Annotated in this window: 15 protein-coding genes; 11 read left to right on the top strand and 4 right to left on the bottom strand. The window is 47.8% G+C overall.

Annotation, left to right across the window (positions count from 1 at the left end; translation table 11 throughout):
* The first annotated feature begins 1 nt into the window (after position 1).
* Positions 2 to 253, top strand: a complete 252-nt coding sequence (locus FS628_RS14220) for a hypothetical protein (RefSeq protein ID WP_062835351.1) — start codon at positions 2 to 4, stop codon at positions 251 to 253.
* 167 nt (positions 254 to 420) lie between these two features.
* A complete protein-coding gene (gene spoVM, locus FS628_RS14215; RefSeq protein WP_019424875.1) occupies positions 421 to 501 on the top strand; it encodes a stage V sporulation protein SpoVM in 81 nt (26 codons plus the stop codon).
* Between the two features lie 193 nt (positions 502 to 694).
* Here spoVM and rpmB read toward each other — a convergent pair whose 3' ends face one another.
* Positions 695 to 883 (bottom strand): 50S ribosomal protein L28, encoded by a 189-nt coding sequence (rpmB, locus tag FS628_RS14210; RefSeq protein ID WP_017687459.1) that lies wholly within the window; start codon positions 881 to 883, stop codon positions 695 to 697.
* 238 nt (positions 884 to 1,121) lie between these two features.
* The gene (locus FS628_RS31380) at positions 1,122 to 1,286 is read right to left on the bottom strand and encodes a hypothetical protein (protein WP_186327821.1); all 165 of its coding nucleotides are present in this window, start codon (positions 1,284 to 1,286) and stop codon (positions 1,122 to 1,124) included.
* Positions 1,287 to 1,520: 234 nt separating this feature from the next.
* Between FS628_RS31380 and FS628_RS14205 the strand changes: the two genes are divergently transcribed.
* The 5 genes from FS628_RS14205 to FS628_RS14185 all read left to right on the top strand — a co-directional run bounded on the left by FS628_RS14205 (position 1,521) and on the right by FS628_RS14185 (position 11,802).
* Positions 1,521 to 3,329 (top strand): DAK2 domain-containing protein, encoded by a 1,809-nt coding sequence (locus FS628_RS14205; protein WP_145322822.1) that lies wholly within the window; start codon positions 1,521 to 1,523, stop codon positions 3,327 to 3,329.
* A 76-nt stretch (positions 3,330 to 3,405) separates the two neighbouring features.
* Positions 3,406 to 4,269: a DegV family protein gene (locus FS628_RS14200; protein ID WP_145322820.1), complete on the top strand. Its 864-nt coding sequence runs from the start codon at positions 3,406 to 3,408 to the stop codon at positions 4,267 to 4,269.
* A 10-nt stretch (positions 4,270 to 4,279) separates the two neighbouring features.
* Positions 4,280 to 6,325 (top strand): ATP-dependent DNA helicase RecG, encoded by a 2,046-nt coding sequence (gene recG, locus FS628_RS14195; protein WP_145322818.1) that lies wholly within the window; start codon positions 4,280 to 4,282, stop codon positions 6,323 to 6,325.
* Between the two features lie 116 nt (positions 6,326 to 6,441).
* Positions 6,442 to 6,729, top strand: coding sequence for a stage VI sporulation protein F (locus FS628_RS14190; RefSeq protein ID WP_145322816.1), 288 nt, complete (start codon positions 6,442 to 6,444; stop codon positions 6,727 to 6,729).
* A 615-nt stretch (positions 6,730 to 7,344) separates the two neighbouring features.
* A complete protein-coding gene (locus FS628_RS14185) occupies positions 7,345 to 11,802 on the top strand; it encodes a glycoside hydrolase family 3 C-terminal domain-containing protein (RefSeq protein ID WP_145322814.1) in 4,458 nt (1,485 codons plus the stop codon).
* A gap of 33 nt (positions 11,803 to 11,835) precedes the next feature.
* On the opposite strand, the gene FS628_RS14180 is transcribed toward FS628_RS14185, so the two are convergent.
* Together FS628_RS14180 and FS628_RS14175 are read right to left on the bottom strand one after the other, a co-directional pair.
* A complete protein-coding gene (locus FS628_RS14180; RefSeq protein WP_222125234.1) occupies positions 11,836 to 13,440 on the bottom strand; it encodes a response regulator transcription factor in 1,605 nt (534 codons plus the stop codon).
* Positions 13,425 to 15,233: a sensor histidine kinase gene (locus FS628_RS14175; RefSeq protein WP_145322811.1), complete on the bottom strand. Its 1,809-nt coding sequence runs from the start codon at positions 15,231 to 15,233 to the stop codon at positions 13,425 to 13,427. Before FS628_RS14175 ends, FS628_RS14180 begins: the two co-directional genes overlap by 16 nt.
* A 131-nt stretch (positions 15,234 to 15,364) precedes the next feature.
* Between FS628_RS14175 and FS628_RS14170 the strand changes: the two genes are divergently transcribed.
* From FS628_RS14170 to FS628_RS14155, 4 genes are all read left to right on the top strand, one after another.
* Positions 15,365 to 16,696, top strand: a complete 1,332-nt coding sequence (locus tag FS628_RS14170) for an ABC transporter substrate-binding protein (RefSeq protein ID WP_145322809.1) — start codon at positions 15,365 to 15,367, stop codon at positions 16,694 to 16,696.
* An 85-nt stretch (positions 16,697 to 16,781) separates the two neighbouring features.
* A complete protein-coding gene (locus FS628_RS14165) occupies positions 16,782 to 17,660 on the top strand; it encodes a carbohydrate ABC transporter permease (RefSeq protein ID WP_145322808.1) in 879 nt (292 codons plus the stop codon).
* The gene (locus FS628_RS14160) at positions 17,657 to 18,493 is read left to right on the top strand and encodes a carbohydrate ABC transporter permease (RefSeq protein WP_145322806.1); all 837 of its coding nucleotides are present in this window, start codon (positions 17,657 to 17,659) and stop codon (positions 18,491 to 18,493) included. The genes FS628_RS14165 and FS628_RS14160 overlap by 4 nt, the downstream gene beginning before the upstream one ends.
* A gap of 13 nt (positions 18,494 to 18,506) precedes the next feature.
* Complete coding sequence (locus FS628_RS14155; RefSeq protein WP_145322804.1) at positions 18,507 to 20,060, top strand: alpha-L-rhamnosidase-related protein; 1,554 nt, start codon at positions 18,507 to 18,509, stop codon at positions 20,058 to 20,060.
* Positions 20,061 to 20,440 lie beyond the last annotated feature (380 nt).

The following is a 20,440-nucleotide window of genomic DNA, read 5'->3' as shown; positions in this document are numbered from 1 at the left end:
TATGACCCTTAAGGAGACGCTGTGGACGATGGCTGCGAGTCTTGCGACGGGACTCGTGCTTGCTTTGTTTGCGGTTATTCAATCCCCGTATAATGCCATTACGTCATTGATCGGGGTGGGCGTTGTTATTATGTATTTCCGCAAATTTGATCGTACGGGACATCGGGTTACTTTTGTTATATTCAGCATACTGTATTATTTACTGAGTGTTTTCATGATCGCTGTCTATCAATACATTCCTTCCCAAACGTAAATGACCTAATCTTCGGGCTTGTCATTGTGGAATAGGGATCGAAGGTTCCGCATAAATATGGTTACATGAGCAGGTTTCTCATGTAGCCTTTTTTGTCGTGTTTGAGGTAAAGAAGGCCTGGAGCATAGGATACGGCGGACGCATGAGCATGATGGGGAGGGTGAATTATGAAATTTTACACATTCAAACTGCCGAAGTTTTTGGGAGGGTTTGTAAAGGCGATTCTTAATACGTTTCAAAAGAACTGATCAGATTGATAAGGTAACAGGGAATACCGCCGCTTTGGCTCAGGCTTATCTGGAATTCGTACCTGCGAAGCGCCATGCGGCGGCCATCCACATGTTAATGAGCGTATTCAAGATCCCTTTTCTGAATACCAAAAAAGCACCTGCAAGGAACAAGGTGCTTTTTGCTTACCCGATTTATAGTAGCTTTGCGTGATTATACGCGAGTCACTTTACCGGCTTTCAGTGCACGGGTGCTTACGTATACACGTTTTGGTTTGCCGTCAACGAGAATGCGGACCTTCTGAACGTTTACGCCCCAAGTACGACGGTTACGGTTGTTAGCGTGGGATACGTGGTTACCGGTGCCCGGTTTCTTACCTGTCACATAACATTTGCGAGACATAGATTACACCTCCTATCCTAAAATAACCAGTTGCCTTCGGAAACGAGAGATCATTCCATAAGGACTAAATTGTTCTTCCTGATCATCAAGATCAGGTTTCAGTAGCTAATGGTGTTGTTTAAGCCGGCATGACCGGATCATTTCCATTACTTAACCTGCATAAAACAATACTTGAATATAATATCATAATCAAAAAAGCTTCGTCAACTGATCCAAAAACTTTATTTATTTCTCCTGTCTAATATAGTACAATGTTGAATAGTCCATAATACAGTGGTGAACAGGCTGTTGCCGCGAGGAAGTCGGAGAATAAACCGTACTTAGAGGTCGGTGGTCTGCTTTTTGGCAACGCTGTGAGCTGCGGCATTCCATCAATTGGCACCAGTCTCCATGCGGCATTCATGCCGGCTCTTGATACCGGTGCATATCCGTATGCCCCGAAGTTAGGGGTGCAGAGAGTGCAGGATATTGGTAGCCCGGCCGCCCAGACCGTTAATCCGGCTGACATTATGTATTGTATGCCTGTGCCGGACAAGGTATGGACGAAGAATAACGCAGTCCGCGTTAGCGCATGAACAGACCAGACACATCTTGGTGCAAGGTGTTCGTGTATCAAGCTAGGAAGGGGAATTCTCACTTGAGTATACGTTCTTTAAATGGAACAGATTTCACCGCAATGGTACTTGCCGGAGCGGAACAACTTGGACAGCATGCAGAGCACGTCAATTCCCTGAATGTTTTCCCTGTGCCGGATGGTGACACGGGAACGAACATGAATTTGACAATGAGTGCAGGAGTCGCAGAGATTAAAAGAAAAAGTTCTGCCTCCATCGGCGAAGCTGCCGGTATTCTATCGAAAGGCTTGCTTATGGGCGCACGGGGGAATTCGGGAGTTATTCTATCGCAATTGTTCCGTGGATTTAGTCGTTCAGCTGCTCCCTATGAGGAACTGAATACGCTCCAATTTGCAGCAGCCCTGCAGAACGGTGTTGATGCAGCTTACAAAGCTGTCGTAAAGCCCGTGGAAGGGACCATTCTTACCGTAGCCAAGGAAGCGGCCAAACATGCCAACTACTACGCAAGACGGACGAATGATATTACTGAATTAATGAATGAAGTTTTGTTAAAAGCAAAAGAAGCACTGGCAATGACTCCGGAATTACTGCCTGTACTGAAACAGGTTGGTGTTGTGGATTCAGGTGGTCAGGGGCTTGTATATATCTACGAAGGCTTTATGGAAGTGTTGCTGCAGAGTGACGGAGGAAATCGTGCTTCCTTGAAGAAAGAAGCGACTCCAGGCGTGGCAGCATCTGCTTTGAAACCGGCTGCACCGGCAGAACTGGTTGTCACGAAGCCTGCACAGCAGGTAATCTCACCGGAGATGCCGTTGTCTGCTCAGGCGAGATTGGAAACGGAAGACATTGAGTTCCTGTATGATATGGAATTTTTCATTAATCGTGAGCTTGGAGAGAACGCAGGAGTGGCATTCGATGACGAAGCATTCCGGAAAGCGTTGTCAGTTAATGGGGATTCGATCATCATCATTGCCGATGATGAAGTGATCAAAGTTCATGTCCATTCCAAGACACCAGGTGATGTATTAAATCTGGCACTGCAATATGGTGAAATCACACAGATTCATATTCTCAATATGCGTGAACAGCATCGGGATCTGCTGACGGCAGGAATGGACATTGCGCCTTCACCTGAATTGTTTGCAGAGATTCCACCTGAGGCAGCGCGAAGCCTGGAAGAGGCAGTGCTTCCTGCAGATGAGATGGCACCGTATGGTTTTATTGCGGTATCCTCCGGTGACGGTATTGCAGAGATCTTCCAAAGTCTTGGCGTCGATGTCGTTCTGTCCGGTGGACAGACGATGAATCCAAGTACGGAGGATTTTGTGAAAGCCGTTCGTTCAATTGCTGCGCAGCAGGTATTCATACTTCCGAATAACTCGAATATTGTACTGGCTGCTGAGCAGGCGCGTGAACTGCTTGAAGATGAGCGCCGGATTACGGTTATTCCAAGTAAGACTATCCCACAGGGAATGGCAGCTGCGTTTGCTTTCCAGGAAGACGAGTCTGCGGAAACGAACCGTGACCAGATGCTGGAGGCAATCAGCCGGGTGCAGTCCGGTCAAGTGACTCATGCGGTTCGTGATACGCAATATGATGACTTGGATATCAAGGCGGGACACTATATCGGTATTCATAACTCCAAAATTGTAGCGACGGATGAAACCATGCTTCAAGCATGTGAAGGTCTGCTCAAACAGATGATGGAGAGTGGAGATGAAGTGGTGACGATCCTTGAAGGGGACGAAGCTGACCCTGAGGTTACCGCTGCCCTCGCTGCATGGCTTGAAGAACAGTATCCTGATGCCGAGGTAGAGGTACATCTTGGAGGACAGCCTGTGTATTATTATTTGTTCTCCGTAGAGTCCTAATAAAGGTTGTTCAAAAAGTCTCTAGTTGACTTTTTGAACATGTACTTATAGCGCTCTAGCGAATAGGAGGAGAGTCATGAGCCACAAGGTTGCGATTGTCACGGATAGTACGGCAGATATTCCCGAAGAACTCATTCGCAAATACGGGATTCACATTGTTCCGCTGCGTGTTTTGTTCGGGGAAGAAACATATGCAGACGGCGTTGATCTGACTTCGGAACAGTTCTATGAAAAATTGAAGAAGGTATCTGTGTTGCCTACAACTTCACAGCCATCTCCAACTGATTTCATGAATGTCTATCAAGCACTGCTGGATGAGAACCCGGAACGCCCGATAGTATCCATCCACCTGTCATCCGGCATGAGTGGTACCTATCAATCGGCCATGCTCGGCAAGTCTTTGCTGGAGCGTGAGGGTGACATCACCGTGCTGGATTCGAAGTCAGCATCTTATGGATACGGTCTGATGGTGGTACAGGCTGCTGAACTTGCCGAACTGGGAAAGTCAGCAGTCGAAATCGCTGCGGCTATTGAAGGGATGCAACAATCTCGCAAGTTGTTTTTTCTCGTAGATACTCTGGAGTATCTGCAAAAGGGTGGCCGGATTGGCAAAGCTTCAGCCATCTTGGGAACGCTGCTTAACATTAAGCCGATCCTGTCTATTGATGAAGAAGGCGTTATCTACGCAGTTGAGAAAGTCAGAGGTCATAAAAAAGCAATGGCACGTATAATTGAGCTGTTCCAGAAGGATCTTGCAGGCAAACGGGTTAACCTGGCGGTAGGTCATACCGCTGACCCGGGATCAGCGATCGCTTGTGCAGAGCAGCTGCGTGGTCATTTTACACTGAATGAAGTGATCTATACCAATATTGGTGCCGTAATAGGCAGTCATGTTGGACCTGGTGTCATTGCGATCTTTATGTGGCCTGTTCCGGAATGAGGGATTAGACATGAAATTGGAAGAAATATCAGTTAAGCAAATTAACGGCGTGAGTGCTCTCAAAGAGGGAGAGCTTCACGCCTTTGGCATCTCTACTGTTAAAGACTTGCTAGAATATTATCCGTTCCGTTATGAGGATTACCGTCTGCGTTCCCTTAGTGAAGTGAAGGATGGAGACAAGATCACCGTCCAGGGACAGGTGATGGGTATTCCTGTATTACAACGATACGGCAAAAAGTCCCGTCTGACCTGTAAGATCATGACGGAAGAGTGGATGATTACAGCAACGTGGTTCAATCGCCATTTCCTCAAAGAACAGCTTACGCCCAATCGGGAGATTGTGATTACAGGGAAATGGGAACAAAAACGTATGCAGATGACGGTCACTGACTCGGAGTTCCCCGATAAAGGGGATGGGCGTTCAGGCACACTGCAACCTGTATACTCGGTAACCGGCAAGCTGACGCAACAATGGATGCGCAAAACGATCAATCAGGGATTAATCCAATTCGGAGATATGATTCCCGAGATTCTGCCCCAATCGTTGATGAAGAAATATAGTTTGATGCCACGCAAGCAGGCGATTGCTGGAATCCATCGTCCACAAGATAACCGGGAAGGTCAACAGGCCAGACAGCGGATGGTGTACGAAGAACTGTTTCTGTTCCAGTTGAAAATGCAGGCGTATCGTGCGTTGAACCGGAATCGCATGGGTGGCGTGGTACATACTACGGACAATACAACGATTCGCGAGTTTGTGCGCAGTCTGCCTTTTGAATTGACTGATGCCCAGAAAAAGGTGGAACTTGAGATCCTGCACGATATGCGCTCACCGTATGCAATGAACCGATTACTGCAGGGTGATGTAGGTTCGGGTAAAACGGTGATTGCCGCGATTGCCCTATATACAACGGTTCGATCCGGTTTTCAGGGGGCTCTGATGGTGCCTACAGAGATTTTGGCAGAGCAGCATATGCGGTCACTGCAAAAGCTGTTTGAACCGTTTGGGGTGACTGTAGGGCTGTTAACGGGCAGTGTAAATGGGCGTAAGCGTAAAGATCTGATCGCATCGTTGCAAATGGGCATGATTGATATCGTGGTGGGTACACACGCCCTGATTCAGGAAGATGTTTTCTTCCGTGATCTGGGTCTTGTGGTGACGGACGAGCAGCATCGCTTCGGTGTGAATCAGCGCAGCGTTTTACGACGTAAAGGATATAATCCGGATGTGTTAACGATGACGGCAACGCCTATTCCGCGGACACTGGCCATTACAGCTTTTGGTGATATTGAAGTATCCACGATCTCGGAACGTCCGAAGGGACGGATTCCCATCTCTACGTATTGGGTCAAACATGACATGATGGAGCGAGTACTCGGGTTTATCTCCAGAGAAGTGGATCAGGGACGTCAGGCCTATCTGATCTGTCCACTCATTGAAGAGTCGGAGAAGCTGGATGTCCAGAATGCCATTGATCTGCATGTACAGATGCAGCAGAACTTTCCGAAATATCGCGTGGGTCTGCTGCATGGCCGGATGACGGCCGCGGAGAAAGAAGAGATGATGCGTGACTTCTACAGCAATGATATTCAGCTTCTCGTCTCGACTACCGTTGTGGAGGTTGGGGTCGATGTGCCAAATGCAACGTTGATGGTCATTATGGATGCAGACCGCTTCGGGCTGTCCCAGCTGCATCAGCTGCGTGGTCGGGTTGGTCGTGGGGCCCACGCGTCCTATTGTGTACTTATTGCTGATCCCAAGACGGAGGTCGGGCAGGAGCGCATGAAGGTGATGACGGAAACCGAGGATGGATTCGAGGTATCCCGTCGGGATCTGGATCTCCGGGGCCCGGGTGATTTCTTTGGTACAAAACAAAGCGGATTGCCTGAATTCCGTCTTGCCGACATGGTTGCCGATTTTGCTGTGCTGGAACAAGCCAGAGATGACGTAACCCACTTGATTGAGGATGCGACCTTCTGGACGTCTATCGACTACGCACCTTTGCGTGATTTCCTACAGCAACAGCAAGTGTTCAAAGGCGATCTCATTGACTAAGATTTGCCGATAACGACTGGATTTTTCATATTACCTTTGTAAAAACAGACAAGTGTACAAGCCCTTCCGACATATGAATAAGAAGTGAGTTTATTCTTTGGGAGGTGCTGTACGTTTTGAGTTACCAACAATATGGAATCAGTCCGCAGCTGGTGGAGCGGATCAAATTAAAGATGAAAAATCCTGCTGTCAAAGAGCGTATCAAAAAGTTGATTGATGGCGTGACCAAGTCTGATTTGCAAGATAAGGCCAAGGTCAGAAGGTTGGTCAAGTCTTCGGCAGTCATTATGAATGAGAATTTCTCTACGGCGCAGGAGGAGCAGTTCGTTGCTTTTGTGCTTGCACAGAAGATTGATCCGAACAATACGTTTCATCTGATTAAGCTGTGGGGGATGTTTAGGTAGGGATACGATGTAATGTTGGGTAGGATAAAGAGCGTTGTTTACACGGGGGCACTACGAGTGCAGTACCATCTTTCGATCGCTGTTATCCCCGGATTTTTAGATTAAAATTTCAAAAGGGTAAAATCCGGGGATAAAGGCGCACGCTTCGCTTCTTCAGATTGGTTCTGCCCTCTCCGTTGTTGTGTAAACGAAAGTACTTTAGAAAAGCCAAATTACATGAATGTGTATAAAGTAATTTTAGATGGGGCGTTCCATAAGTCAGGAAGATGACTTATGGAACGCCCTTTTGATTGTTATAACCAGGGACAAGCCTTGTGGCATTGCTCGGTTGAATATTCGTTGTAGTTATCGAAATGACCCATGACCTGGCTTGTGTTACCGCAAAAACAAAGTTTTCATTGAGTATGTTTTGTTGGTTAAATCGAGCATCTTAGTACAGTGATTGGTGGAGTATGAGGCTTATATTTAATATAAATCCAAATTTATCCTTTGATGATACATAACCGTAATATCTAAAAATACTGTACCTCAACCCATAAACAAAATGTACCATTCCTCAAACTATAATGAGTAAGTACCAAATTGTAAGCGATTACAAATAGAGGAGGGTTAACATTGACTTTGACTAGAGATTTCAAGCAGAAGATCGGCGGCAAAGTGATTGCCGTCATCACCGTGGTCAGTCTGATATGGGGGTCCTGGGGAGCCATGCCACTATCAGCATCTACAACAAGTACGTTAAAGTTCCAAACTCAGCAGGGAGGTGTCTTTGACGGGATGCCATTATTCGATGGCGTGCCAGAGCATCTGGATGCATACGTAGACACCTATTTCGAATACACTGGCCTCGAAGGTCCAGCCGTTTATGTGACGGGTTCACGAAACCATTACACATTGAAGCTGGGAAAACATGCGGGCAAAGTCATTCCCGGAGCGTTATCCGCTGCAGATAATGTTCAGGGTGTCTCGACTGATTTTCCTGCTCTGATTGGCATGGGACAGAGCTGGAACAAAGAGCTTTTGTCCGATATCGGGGAAGTGATGGGGAATGAGAAAATCAGCAAATTAAAGGTCAAGCAGGGCGAATCCAACATTCATGGGGGCAATGATCCTTCCCTAAGCGTGGCGTTCAGTGTTGTCAGTGATATGCGTATCAATCCGCTTAGCGGTCGCTTCGATGAAGGGTTCTCTGAAGATCCAAATATGGCCGGAGTCTTGATCGACAAGATGGCTTCGGGTCTTAGTGGAATTGATCAGTCCACCAGCGAAGATGGATTCTGGATGAGGGCCGCGGTGGGGACAAAGCATTATTCCGTATATAACGCACAGTGGTTCCGGCAGACCGCGAATAACAGCGCAAGCGCGCGTTCATTGTTTGAGTACCAAACCAGAGCCGCGCTCCCTGGATTTGAATCAGGTGCGCTGGCGGGCACAATGACATCTTATGGCCGGACAAACGGCATTCCAAACATCCTTTCCCCGCTACAATTATTGGCCAATTTGGACGCGAAATATGGCGTATACAGCTCGCCCGATTTCAATGGAGATGCGATTGTATCCAACGCGAACCAACTCGGAAATGGATATGACGACCGTTATGCCGTGGACCGCGGTCATGCAACGGTTCTCATGGCGCTTGCCCAGGCAAATGCGGGTCGGCCGTCAGGGACGACACCTGCTGATGTGACCGATCTGGTGTCGCTCGTGGAGCAGGGGGAATATGGAGTTACCGAGGAAGAGCTTATAGAAGCAGCCAGACCACATGTAAACCAGCTGGTGCGTTTGGGGATTTTTAATGAAATTGATGAGCAGGGCATACCGAAAAACTATCCTTTTGCCCAGGAAGCAAGGGACGTCAGGACGTCTCCGCCTTCCGATTATAACCAAGTGAACCATCAGGAAATAGCACTTCAGGCGGCACAGGAGAGCGTTGTTTTGTTGAAAAATGACGGCACACTTCCGCTGGAAAAAGGAAATGACGCTGCTGTTTCTGGGGTGTATGCCGACGCGCGCTTCAAGACGACGTATTCAGTTGGCACGACACCTGCGCTGGAAAACTCCGGTGAATCTCCACTGCTCTCAATCATTAAAATGAATGGCAGCAGTAACGTAAACTATGCCCCAGGAAATGAAGTCATTGCACTAACCTCTAAAGCGAATCAACAAACGGTCACGGCAGACGTGTACAGTCCAAATGCAGGCACGGAGGGAGCACAGCTCATCACAACTGCGGATACGCTAGATGAGGGCGAATCCTCTCATTTGTTCCGAGTGTACGATTGGGGTCAAGCGGGTTCAAGTTTATTGTCGCTGTATAATCAGCGTTGGGTGACTTCCCCTGCGACAAATCATGCAGCAGTTGGCAATACGGATCGTACCAGCCTCAATCTGACGAACAATGATTGGAACCTTCCTGAGATGATGGGTGATACGAGTGCCATACCCCCAACATTACGAATGGAAACGAACGAGGATGGGTCAATGTCTATTGTTACCAATGGGTACCGTACAGGATTCTCTGGTGACTTTACAAACTGGTATTATGCCAACGGACGCTTTATCAAGGTAGATGATGCTGGTAAGCTCGTGACAACATCATCTCCACTGGGAAGCAAGGATAATGCTGCGAATCGTCCGGATGAGGTGAAGTTTGAGAAGGCCGTTGTGAAGAACGTAGGCGAAGAGGCAGTAGCAAGAGCCACGGAAGACGATTACGCCATCGTCTTTGTCGGAGCAATTCCACGTCATAGCGCAGGAGAAGGGAACGACCGGTCTACCCTCGATATGGGCGAGGCTGATTATGAACTGGTCGACAAAGTATCTGCTGCCTTTGCAGTCCAGGGTAAGAAAACCGTTGTCGTGGTTAAATCGAGCTTCCCTGTAAACCTGGAGCGCATTCAGAACAACCCTAACATCTCAGCGATCGTTTACCAGCCATATGGCGGTCAATACGATTCGTATGCTCTGGCCCAGGTGTTGTACGGAGATTACGCGCCAACAGGTCGCCTGACGTCCACATGGTATACGGGGATGGATGCATTCCCTTCCATTAGTCCATATGTTATACCAGAAGGTAACATTTCTGGCCTTGAGGACATCGACCCGCGATTTACGGTTGATATGACTAATGCAGATCCTATTGAATCTGAGTTGACTTATATGTATACAGATGCCACGTTGACCTATCCGTTTGGTTACGGATTATCGTATGCTGATTTTACGTACGATTCCCTGACTGTACCGTCTTCTGTTACGGGAGATGAACCATTCACGGTGTCGGTCCGCGTAACCAATACAGGAGACGTAGCCACTTCCGAGGTTGTGCAGCTATACGCCCGTAACAGCAACTCTGCATACGGCGCACATGCGCCCAAAAAGAAACTGGTGTCATTTGAGAAGATCCATCTCATTCCGGGTGAAACAAAAGAAGTCCTGTTGCAGGTCGATCCGCAAACCCTGGCATTATGGGATGTGAATCGGAGCGAATGGATTGTTGAACAGGGCAATTATGAATTCATGATCGGAACGTCAGCTGGTGATGCAGACGTGCAAGTATCGAAGGCATTAAGCATTGGTGGGAAGTCGATTGCGGCCTTACCCCTTACCCAGTCCTTAAATGTATTTGATCATGCGTTTGCTTCGAACGAAGTCGTTTACCACGAAGTATCCAAGGAACGCACGGCAGCCCAATTAAAAGCCAAAGCGATTGTTGGAGGCTATTACGCAGTTCGGTCCAAACAAAATGGATCGTGGATCGCGTTGCCTAAGGCTGACTTGACAGGTGTGCAGAAGGTGAAGGCAACTGTCGCATCTAATGTGCAGGGTGGCACGATCTCATTGCATGCGGATGCGCTCGATACCGCACCGCTTGCTGTATGGAACGTACCGGTGACAGAACCTGTCTCCTACAAGATTAGCAATGCTAACGTGATGGTCAAGGAATTAGGATACGTTGACGTAGAGGCAGATATTTCTGCTGCCGTGAGCGGCGTACATGATCTGTATCTGGTGTTTCATGAACCGGATCTTCGGATTGACAGTTTGTCATTTACGTTGAAAGAGCCGGGAACGAATCCAGGAAGTCCAGGTACAAATCCAGGAACAAATCCTGATTCGCCAAGCACGCCTGGATCAGGTAGTGTTGGAACTCCTGTTAAGCCACCAGCATCCGGGTCCGAGACTGAAGGCGAAACGGATTCGGAGGGCAATGTTTCTGCTGTCGTGACGGTGCAAACGGGAGATGTTGCTGATCAAGCTAAGGCAGCAAGTATCCGCTCATCTGGCATCCGGGTCATCGGTGATCCATGGAACGTATCCATCAAAGATATGCAGAACACGTATGTCATTGCAACGCTGCCTGTTAACGATGTCGTAGCTGCAAACTCCACAACAATCGCATACGTTGGGGAAGGAGGCCAACTTACGCCGGTGCCCGGCGTGTTGACCAAAGACACAAACGGAAACAAGGTATGGAAAGTGCTGCTAAATCAAGGAGGCACGTACGTAACGATTCACTCGCACCGCGAATTTGTTGACGTTAAGCCTTCAGCCTGGTATGCCAGAGACATAGCCAAAGCCAACAGCTTGCTGTTGATCAATGGCGTATCGGAACGCCGCATGCAACCCCAGGGAATGACAACATCAGCCCAAACGTTGATGGCTGCCTTGAATGCGTTAGGAATGGAGCCGGGAGGAGCGGCAGCAAACGAGAAATGGTTTGATCCGATTTTGCGAGCCTCCAAGGAATATGGACTAATGGAAGAAGGGCAGTACCTGCCGAATGCCCCAATGTCACGTGAGGACATGGCAATGGTGCTCGTTCGTGCGCTGAACTTGTCTGGGGTGGATACGAAACTGCAGGAAGCAGAGATTGAATCATGGCTGGGAGACTTTAAGGACCAGGACCAGCTGAAACCAAATAACCGGGCAGCCATGGCAACGGCTATTCAGCTTGGTATATTCCAAGGTACGCCGGATAAACTGCTACAACCACAGAGCACTCTGACACGGGCACAACTTGCAACAGTCATTGTCCGTGTGCATGACCGGATAGTAGAACAGCTGCACCACTAAGAACCACAACAACGAAAACAAGGAACTGGGCCATCATGCATGGCCTGGTTCCTTGTTGTTTGCGGTGAAGGATTTGTGTTGCTTTCGGTATTCCTCTGGGGTCCAACCGGTCAATTTTTTAAACACCCTAAAAAAATATTTTGGATTGTCGTAACCCAGCTGTTTGGCAACCCGGTAGATTTTATCGTCTGTGCTCGTTAAGAGCTGCTTGGCTTGCTTAATCCGTAGTCGGTTTACGTAATCAGTGAAGTTCTCAGATGTCTTTTCTTTAAATAAATAACTGAGGTAACTCGGGTTAATGTAGAACAGGGACGATACCCATTCCAGCGTTAAATCCTTGGTATAGTGATTATCGATATATGTCCTGACGTTGTCGATTACTTGATCTGATGCGTAGGGGTTATCTTCCTTAAGCAGAAGGGCTGTTCCCGTCAGTACCTTTACCATGTAATGCCTAATGCACTCCATATCGAACGAGACGTTCAGGACGGCCTCCAAGCTGGAGGAGGCGCTACTGTTACCTCCGTTCTGGATATAGTTACTCAGCAGCCGTTTGGTTTCCGTAATGATGTCTCTGCACTGCTCTTTCAGGTGGGCAAGCAAGGCGTCAGGCTGGCGTATGTAGAAGGCAAAGAAATCGGTGAGGAGCTCTTCCACCTTCGGCACATTCCCACTCTCTATAAAAAATAACAGTTCATACGTTCGAGCCCACTTCAGTTGATGTAAAGGAATTTGCTCCTGTGAAAATACGTAACATTTGCCGAAATCGGTAATGGCTCGTTCGTCTAGCGCGAGGATCGTTTGATGGTGAGCTTCTCGGACCCCACCAATGCCTGTATGCGGCAAGCTGATCCCCACACAACAATCCGTAGTTTCGGATTTGGACAAAATCATACTCGCTGTTTGTGCCGCCATTTTCTGCAAATCCAGGTGGCCTGTGCAACCCAGATCATGCATCAGGAAAAACAGTAGCTGATCCGTTTGTGGATGAGGAATGTACAGGCCATTCGAAAAGGTAGGTAGTTGCTGTGCTGTAAGCGGTTGAGGACCATAAATCGTCAATAAAATGAACTGGTCAGATGCCATGATGTCGGCAAATACCGCAGAGCGGAACACAGGTGTTTTGATGGATGAATGGGGAGCCAGCACATAATTCAGGAAGGCTTGCATGTCGGCATCCCTTTTCATCTGCTCCGTTTCCACTTCTCTTAAAACGACTTCCCGCTGAAGAGAGCGCTCCTGCTCGATGGCATGGATGGCTTGGTGGAGTGTACCGTGGATCTCGTCCCGGCTAAAAGGCTTCAGTAGGTAATTTACAACTTTCGCAGCGATTGCCTCCTGCATATAATCAAAATCGGTATGCCCGCTAATGACAATTAACTTGATGCACGGATATTGCTGGCATACAGTCCTGATCAGCAGCTTGCCGTCGACCTCAGGCATGCGCATGTCCGTAAAGATAATGTCCGGCTTGAACGATTCAATCAAAGCCAAGGCATCTGCGCCGTTATCTGCTTCGCCTAAGAGTTCAAGCGAGTGCTCGAAAGACCCGATTTTTTTCAACAAGCCTTTGCGGATCAAGGGTTCATCGTCCACAACGATATACGTGTACATCTCTTTGGTCACCTCTTTTCCCAATTGGCCGGAATTTCGAGTGTAATTCGAGTTCCTGTATTCAAATCGGTATGAAACGAAAGGCCGTAACCCTCTCCGTAATACAAAGCAATTCGTGAATGCACGTTTTTGATCCCGATGCTTTGTTTATGCCTTTGACCAACGGTGACGAATTCAGGTGGCTGCTGGAGCAATTGTCGAAGTTCCTCCGCTTGTGTTGAGGACATGCCAACGCCATCGTCCCAGATCTCGAACACGATGCTGTCCCCCTGAAACAAACCGGTAATGGTGACGGAACCCTTTCCACGTTTGTTCTCCAACCCGTGATAGATGGCATTTTCCACGAGTGGTTGCAACAGAAGTTTCAGCATGCGACGACTCCGAATCTCCGGGTCCACATTGAGGTTGAACGCGAACTTGTCACCGTACCGAATCTGCTGGATGGCCATGTAGTTTTCTACATGCTGGAGTTCTTCGCTGACCGCGACCAGCTCACTGTCCGTTTTGATGCTGTAGCGGAACATGTCCCCAAGTGACTTGGTCATCACCACAATACTCTCGACTTCTTCGATCTCGGCAATGCTATTAATTGACTCCAGCGTATTGTAGAGGAAATGGGAGTTGATCTGTGCTTCCAATGCCTTCATCTGGGAGTCCAGCATGAGGATTTTATTCTGGTAACTTTCTCGGATATGCGTATCGATGTCTTTCATCATTTTGTTGAACTCATGGTAAAGGATTCCAATCTCGTCGACTTGCCTCGTTACTTGAGGCTTGATGATCACAAAACGATGAGATTTGGTTTTGCGCATCAGTTTGGTTAATTCGATGATGGGTTTGGTGATCAGGTTAGACAAGAAAAAGGAAAGTAAAAGGAAAATGACGGCACAGCTTACGGCCACGTATAACAGCAACTTTTGCGAGATGTTGTACTCCTCATACAGCCGATCCATAGAGATGTTGGCAATCACGTTCCAATTGCGGCCGGGAACCTTCTGGATTACCGTCATCATGTTATCTTGGATTGATTTGTACTGTGAACTGTTGCCGACTTGATGCGTTGCCGCAGCGAGAGAATCGGAGAGAGGCGTGCCAACTCTACTTCCGTCGGTGGAGTACAGGATCTCGCCAGCGTCGTTCGCCAGATATAGATTGGATAAGCTTGGTGCCGGATTACGTTTTAGACCGTCAAAAATGTTCATGCTGCAATCGAGCATAAACACGCCAAGGAACTCGTTGTTGTTGGGATCGTAGAGAGCTCTGGAGAAGCCAATGGATTCCTTGGCGTTAATGATGTAAGGTTTGACGCCAACTTCACCAATGTACAAATCGCCTTTACGCTGGATCGTATCCAGATACCACTCATCGCGAAGTGCGACATAATCGAGACGTAGGTCTGTCCCGCTACTGCCGTAGCTTATCCATTTGCCATCTGGTGTGAAAAGATACAAACCATTGATGTAATTGTAGCCAAGCAGAATATTTTCGAAGATCAATTTCAATTTGCTGCGGATCATGAAGATTTCATATTGGTCGTTGGTACCGTTCAACTTGATTAGTTCATCACTCACAGTACTGTAAGCGGTTGCATTGGAAGACTGCTGAAGGAGTGTGACGGAGATCCGGTCGATATTCTGTAAAATTTCCTCCATACTCTTGACCGAATTACCTATAGTTGTTGACGTCACGAGAGAGGTCTGCTCATTCACCAGCTTCGTGTAACTGCGATAGGAACTGACAGAAACGACGATAATTGGCACGATCGATACGAGGACGAGGACCAGAAAAAGTTTAGTTTTGATGTTGAACAGAATCATACGTGCTCCTCCCGCCATTTGTCAATTCTAAAAATAGTGCACCATACGAGCCAAAGCAAATGCACTTTTGCCCACCGTATGATGAGAATGTGCACAAAGCAAGAATAAACATGAATTGGGGGAATGACAAGATGAAAAAAAGAAAACGACTGTGGTCCCTAACTTTGGTACTCCTCATGATGTTTCTGAGCGCATGTAGCTCCAGTAGCCAGGAGGGGAGCGGTACGGATGCCAACAACGGAAGTACAGATGAGTCAGAAAAGCCAATTACGTTGACGATGATGCTTTCGGGAAACAAGGCGTCCGCGGGAGAGGATTTCGAGCTGGAGACCTTGCCGCGTCTAGTCAAAGAGAAGTTCCCGGACATTAACTTGGAAGTACAAAAGTTGCCTGATGATCAATACAATACATCTGTTCGAACCAAGCTTGCGGCTGGACAGGGACCAGACATTTTCTGGATTTTTCCGAAGAATGCGGCTGGCGGTGTTATTGATTTTGCAAAGGCTGGATTTGCTGCAGATCTCTCAGATCTGAAGTTCTGGGACAGCATCAGCCAAGGAGCGAAGGACGATATGTCCTATGAGGGTAAACCTTACGGGGTTGCTGAAGGACTGGACTTCCTGGGCGTGTATTACAATAAGGAGTTGTTACAGCAGGCAGGATATTCCGAGTTTCCGAAGGATTGGCCTTCGTTTCTGGAGTTGTGTCAAAAGCTGCAGGCAGCAGGCGTAACGCCAATTGCGATGGGTGACAAAGACCCTTGGATGATCCAATTCGGTATGTATCCGATTGCAGCCAATGTCGTGTATCCGAATGAATTGGATTTTGATGTCAAACTGCAAAACGGCGAAAAATCGCTGACCGATCCAAAGTGGGTTCAAACCATTTCCAAATACAAAGAGCTCTATGATAAGAACTACGTGGTCAAAAACTCGCTTGGCATTGGTAGTGCCCAATCTGCGCAGTTGTTTATCGACGGAAAAGCAGCAATGACCTTTACGGGAACATGGGATTATGCCTCCATGACGTCCAAAGGCGCTGCCGAATTTACTCGCGGATTCGCCTCATTGCCAGGTAACGAGCCGGAACAGCCGGTGTTTGTATCTGCTGCAACATCTGCCGGATACGCTTTGAACGCCAAATCGGCAAACCTGGATGCAGCCAAGGAAGTACTGAACTACCTGTTCGATGGAGAATCAGATCTGTTCAAGGCATTTGTGGAAGCCAACAGTTCCATTAGCGTATATAAGGACGTAGAGCTTGAAAATGAATTATTTAAGGAAGTAAATGACAACTATCAACAAACTGGAAATTCCGTCTACTTCAGCAACCAGATGTGGCCAGCCGGAGTATCGGATGTCATGCAGGCAAAGTTTGCCGAGATTATTGCTGGACAGAAAACAACGCCAGAAGATGTGGCGAACGCCATGGAAACCAAGTTCAGAGAACTGTGGAAAAATTAGAACAAAACGATGCTGTCTGCTGTAAAGGGGAGAGTGCTTGTCCTTCTTCCCTTGCCGCAGGCCCTCTTGGAAAGGACGGAGCAGGATGAGCTCTACTGTAATGAAAAAGTCCATGTACTGGTTTGCCTTGCCGGCATTGATCTTCTACCTGACCTTCTGGATCTTCCCGATCCTGCGGTTGTTCCAGTACAGCATAACGGACTATAACGGGTACGCCCAAGCCTATAACTATATCGGTCTCGACAACTACAAGGAATTGTTCCGCAGTGACATCCTGGGCATTTCATTAAAAAATACACTGATCTATACGTTCGTCACCGTCATAGCTGGCAATATCATCGGTTTGGCAATGGCTCTGCTGTTAAACATGAAAATAAGAGGAACTGGGATTTACCGTTCCCTGGCGTATATTCCCACATTGTTCAGTGCGATCGTCGTCGGATTTTTGTGGAGCTACGTCTATATGCCGGATTACGGGCTGATTTCTTCCTTTCTCGATAAACTCGGTATCGCAAATGAACTGAATTTCCTGGGTGATTACTCGACCGCGCTGTATTCCATTATCTTCGTGGAAATCTGGAAGACGATCGGAACGACAATGATTATCTTCCTTGCAGGACTACAGACTGTTCCGAGCGACCTGTTGGAAGCCGGACGGATTGATGGATGCGGCTCATGGAGATTGCTGCGACATGTGAAGATTCCATTACTGGCAACAGCGATCACAATCAACGTGACGTTAAGTTTGATCAATGGACTCAAAGCGTTCGACTTCCCGTTTATCATGACAAATGGCGGTCCCGGTACGGCTACCAACACGCTGATTTATACCATATACAAGATGGCATTTACCGAACAGCTCTTTGGTAAAGCTTCGGCTCTGGGCGTCATTTCCTTTGCCGTGATTATCGTCATTACCGCTGTCTTTGTACTGAAAATGAACAAACGGGAGGTGTCGGCATGACGCTTCGTAAAGTTTTGGGGAAAGGATCCGTTCAGGTCGTCGTGCTGTTGGTGATGGCGTTAAACCTGATTCCGTTAATTATTGCCTTTTCGACATCACTCCGAGATCCAAGCAACAATACAAATCCGCTGGTCCTGTTCCAGGATATGTCCTTTGCAAGTTACAAGGCTGCCTTCGACCGCATGCACTTTCCGGAAGCGCTGTGGAACAGCATGGTGTTAACCGGCGTATCGGTCGTATTCGTTGTCCTGCTTGCGGCGATGGCGTCCTACCCGATGGCTCGTTTGAAGACAAAGTTAAGTAAGTTTATGTATTTGTTTTTTTTGTCCGGACTCGTGGTTCCTGCCCAAATGGTATTGATACCGATCGTGCAAATGATTAATGCGCTGCATATCCCAACGAATCAATATACGCCTATTTTCATGTTCATTACGTGCAGTCTGCCGTTTTCAACTTTCCTGTACACGGGCTTCATTCGAAGCGGTGTGCCTGAGGAGGTAGAAGAAGCGGCGCACATCGATGGGGCGGGATTATTCCAACGGTTCTGGACCGTCGTGTTCCCCTTACTTATTCCTGTAACGGTTTCGGTCATTATTACGCAAGGTGTCTGGATCTGGAACGATTATTTCTTCAATATGATCTTTATTTCCAGCGCAGGAGATTCACCGTTACCACTGGCCATGCTCGGATTTTTGGGCGATCAGCAAAACCCCACGCAGTGGAATGTCCTGTTTGCAGCGTGCTTTCTGTGCGCGCTACCGTTGCTGCTGGCGTTTCTGTTCCTGCAAAAATATTTTATCGGTGGTATGACGGTTGGGGCGGTCAAAGGATAAGGAGGACACTGCAATGAGTGAAAAAGTGATAAACACAGCCTGGCTGGAAAAAGCGCAGCGTCTGATGCCGGAGCTTCGCCAGAAAAAGGTCTATCCGGAACATATCGTGAGCGCAGTTCCGGATGCGGCGGCTTTTCAGGGATGGCGTATCGAGCCACTTGGCCCAGCGGAGCACTTGTCCGATCAAGTGCTGTGCAAGGGAGATAGTGTTACGCTGGATTTCGGGGAGCATCTCGTCGGTTATCTAACCTTGTCGCTTCTTAACGAGCGCAGTAATGCAGATGCACCTCTCAGGTTGAAGCTCACATTCGGAGAAATGCCCTGTGAGGTCGGTGAGGATTTTGCAGGATATTCGGGTTGGCTTAGCCGTTCGTGGCTTCAGGATGAGATCGTGACTGTGGACGTGTTACCCGGCACACTAACACTGGACCGTCGGTATGCCTTTCGATATCTGACAATCGAGGTGGTAGAAACGTCGATCCGTTACGATATTCGAATGAACGATGTGTATTGCATGACGGTGACCTCAGCAGACATAGGGGCAGTACCTCGATTGCCTGAAGGTATCGACACGGAGCTGTTGGAAATGGATCGCGTGTCCGTGAAGACACTTCGGGATTGCATGCAGACGGTATTCGAAGATGGACCGAAGCGCGATCGACGTTTATGGATCGGTGATCTTCGCCTTCAGGCCCTCGTCAATTATGAAACATTCGGCTGTAATGATCTCGTCAAGCGTTGTCTGTATCTCTTTGCCGGAACGAGATTGGAAGGCGGCCAGGTAGGAGCCTGTTTGTACGAACAACCGGAACCGTACGTGGACGATATTTACCTATACGACTATGCGTTGTTCTTTATTGCAACATTATGGGACTATTTTGAAGCTACCAACGACAGGGAAACGCTGGAAGAACTTTGGCCGGTGGCTCGAGAACAGGTTGAAGTTGGGCTTAAGCGGCTCGATCAGCGGGGCATCGTACGGGATGACGATACGTGGTATTGTTTTCTGGACTGGCATGAAGAATTAAATAAACAGGCGGGTGCTCAGGCAGTTCTCATCTATAGTATGAAAAGGGGAAGGTTGATTGCCAAAGAACTAGGGCTGCCGGAGTATGAGGAATGGATTAACGCACACATCAAAGACGCTGAGCAAGCAGCTCTCACATATCTGTGGGATGGTGAACAGGGCTTTTTCGTCAGTGGTGAAAAAAGACAGGTATCCTGGGCTTCGCAAGTGTGGATGGTTCTGGCTGAGATCATGGATGCTCCAGCGGCCCGGCAATTACTTGATCGGTTAACGAGTAACGGAGAAGCTATTGGCATGACCACGCCGTACATGGTTCATCATTATGTTGATGCATTGCTTATGTGCGGGGAAGAGGAGAAGGCATTGGAGCAGATCCGAAGGTATTGGGGCGGTATGTTAAAGGATGGAGCGGACACTTTCTGGGAGCTCTACGACCCGGACGACAAAACGTATTCTCCTTATGGCAGCAATGTGGTCAACAGTTATTGCCATGCTTGGAGCTGCACGCCAAGTTATTTTATCAGGCGAAATTTCTCATAAACTTTGGACTTGAGGTCAACCAGGAACGTCTGGTTGGCCTTTTTGGATTAGTTGCAGGATTACAGATAGAGCCAAGGCCTATTGTTTTTTATTTATCTCTCTTTGTTCGTACCGTTAAAAGAACGAGTGGCTATTAATGAAGCGATAAATACTAATATTAAAATAAAGTTATATGGGTTTCCTTTAAGTATGTAGACTTGAACGATGAGTGCCAGAATTGAGATGCTTAAGATTATTCGCAGGACTATTGCCGATGAGCGATCGGGATTCTTACTTCGTTTGGAGAGAAAGGATAGTGTGTACCATAGAAGACTAAAAAGCAGAAATGAACCTAAGAGTAGAATTGCAAGCATGCATGAACACCTTTCTGTATTAATTTC

This window comes from Paenibacillus xylanexedens (assembly GCF_007676705.1).
Classification (GTDB): Bacteria; Bacillota; Bacilli; order Paenibacillales; family Paenibacillaceae; genus Paenibacillus; species Paenibacillus xylanexedens_C.
Note: the sequence above shows the minus strand (reverse complement) of the source record. Positions and strands in the feature narration are given on the sequence as shown.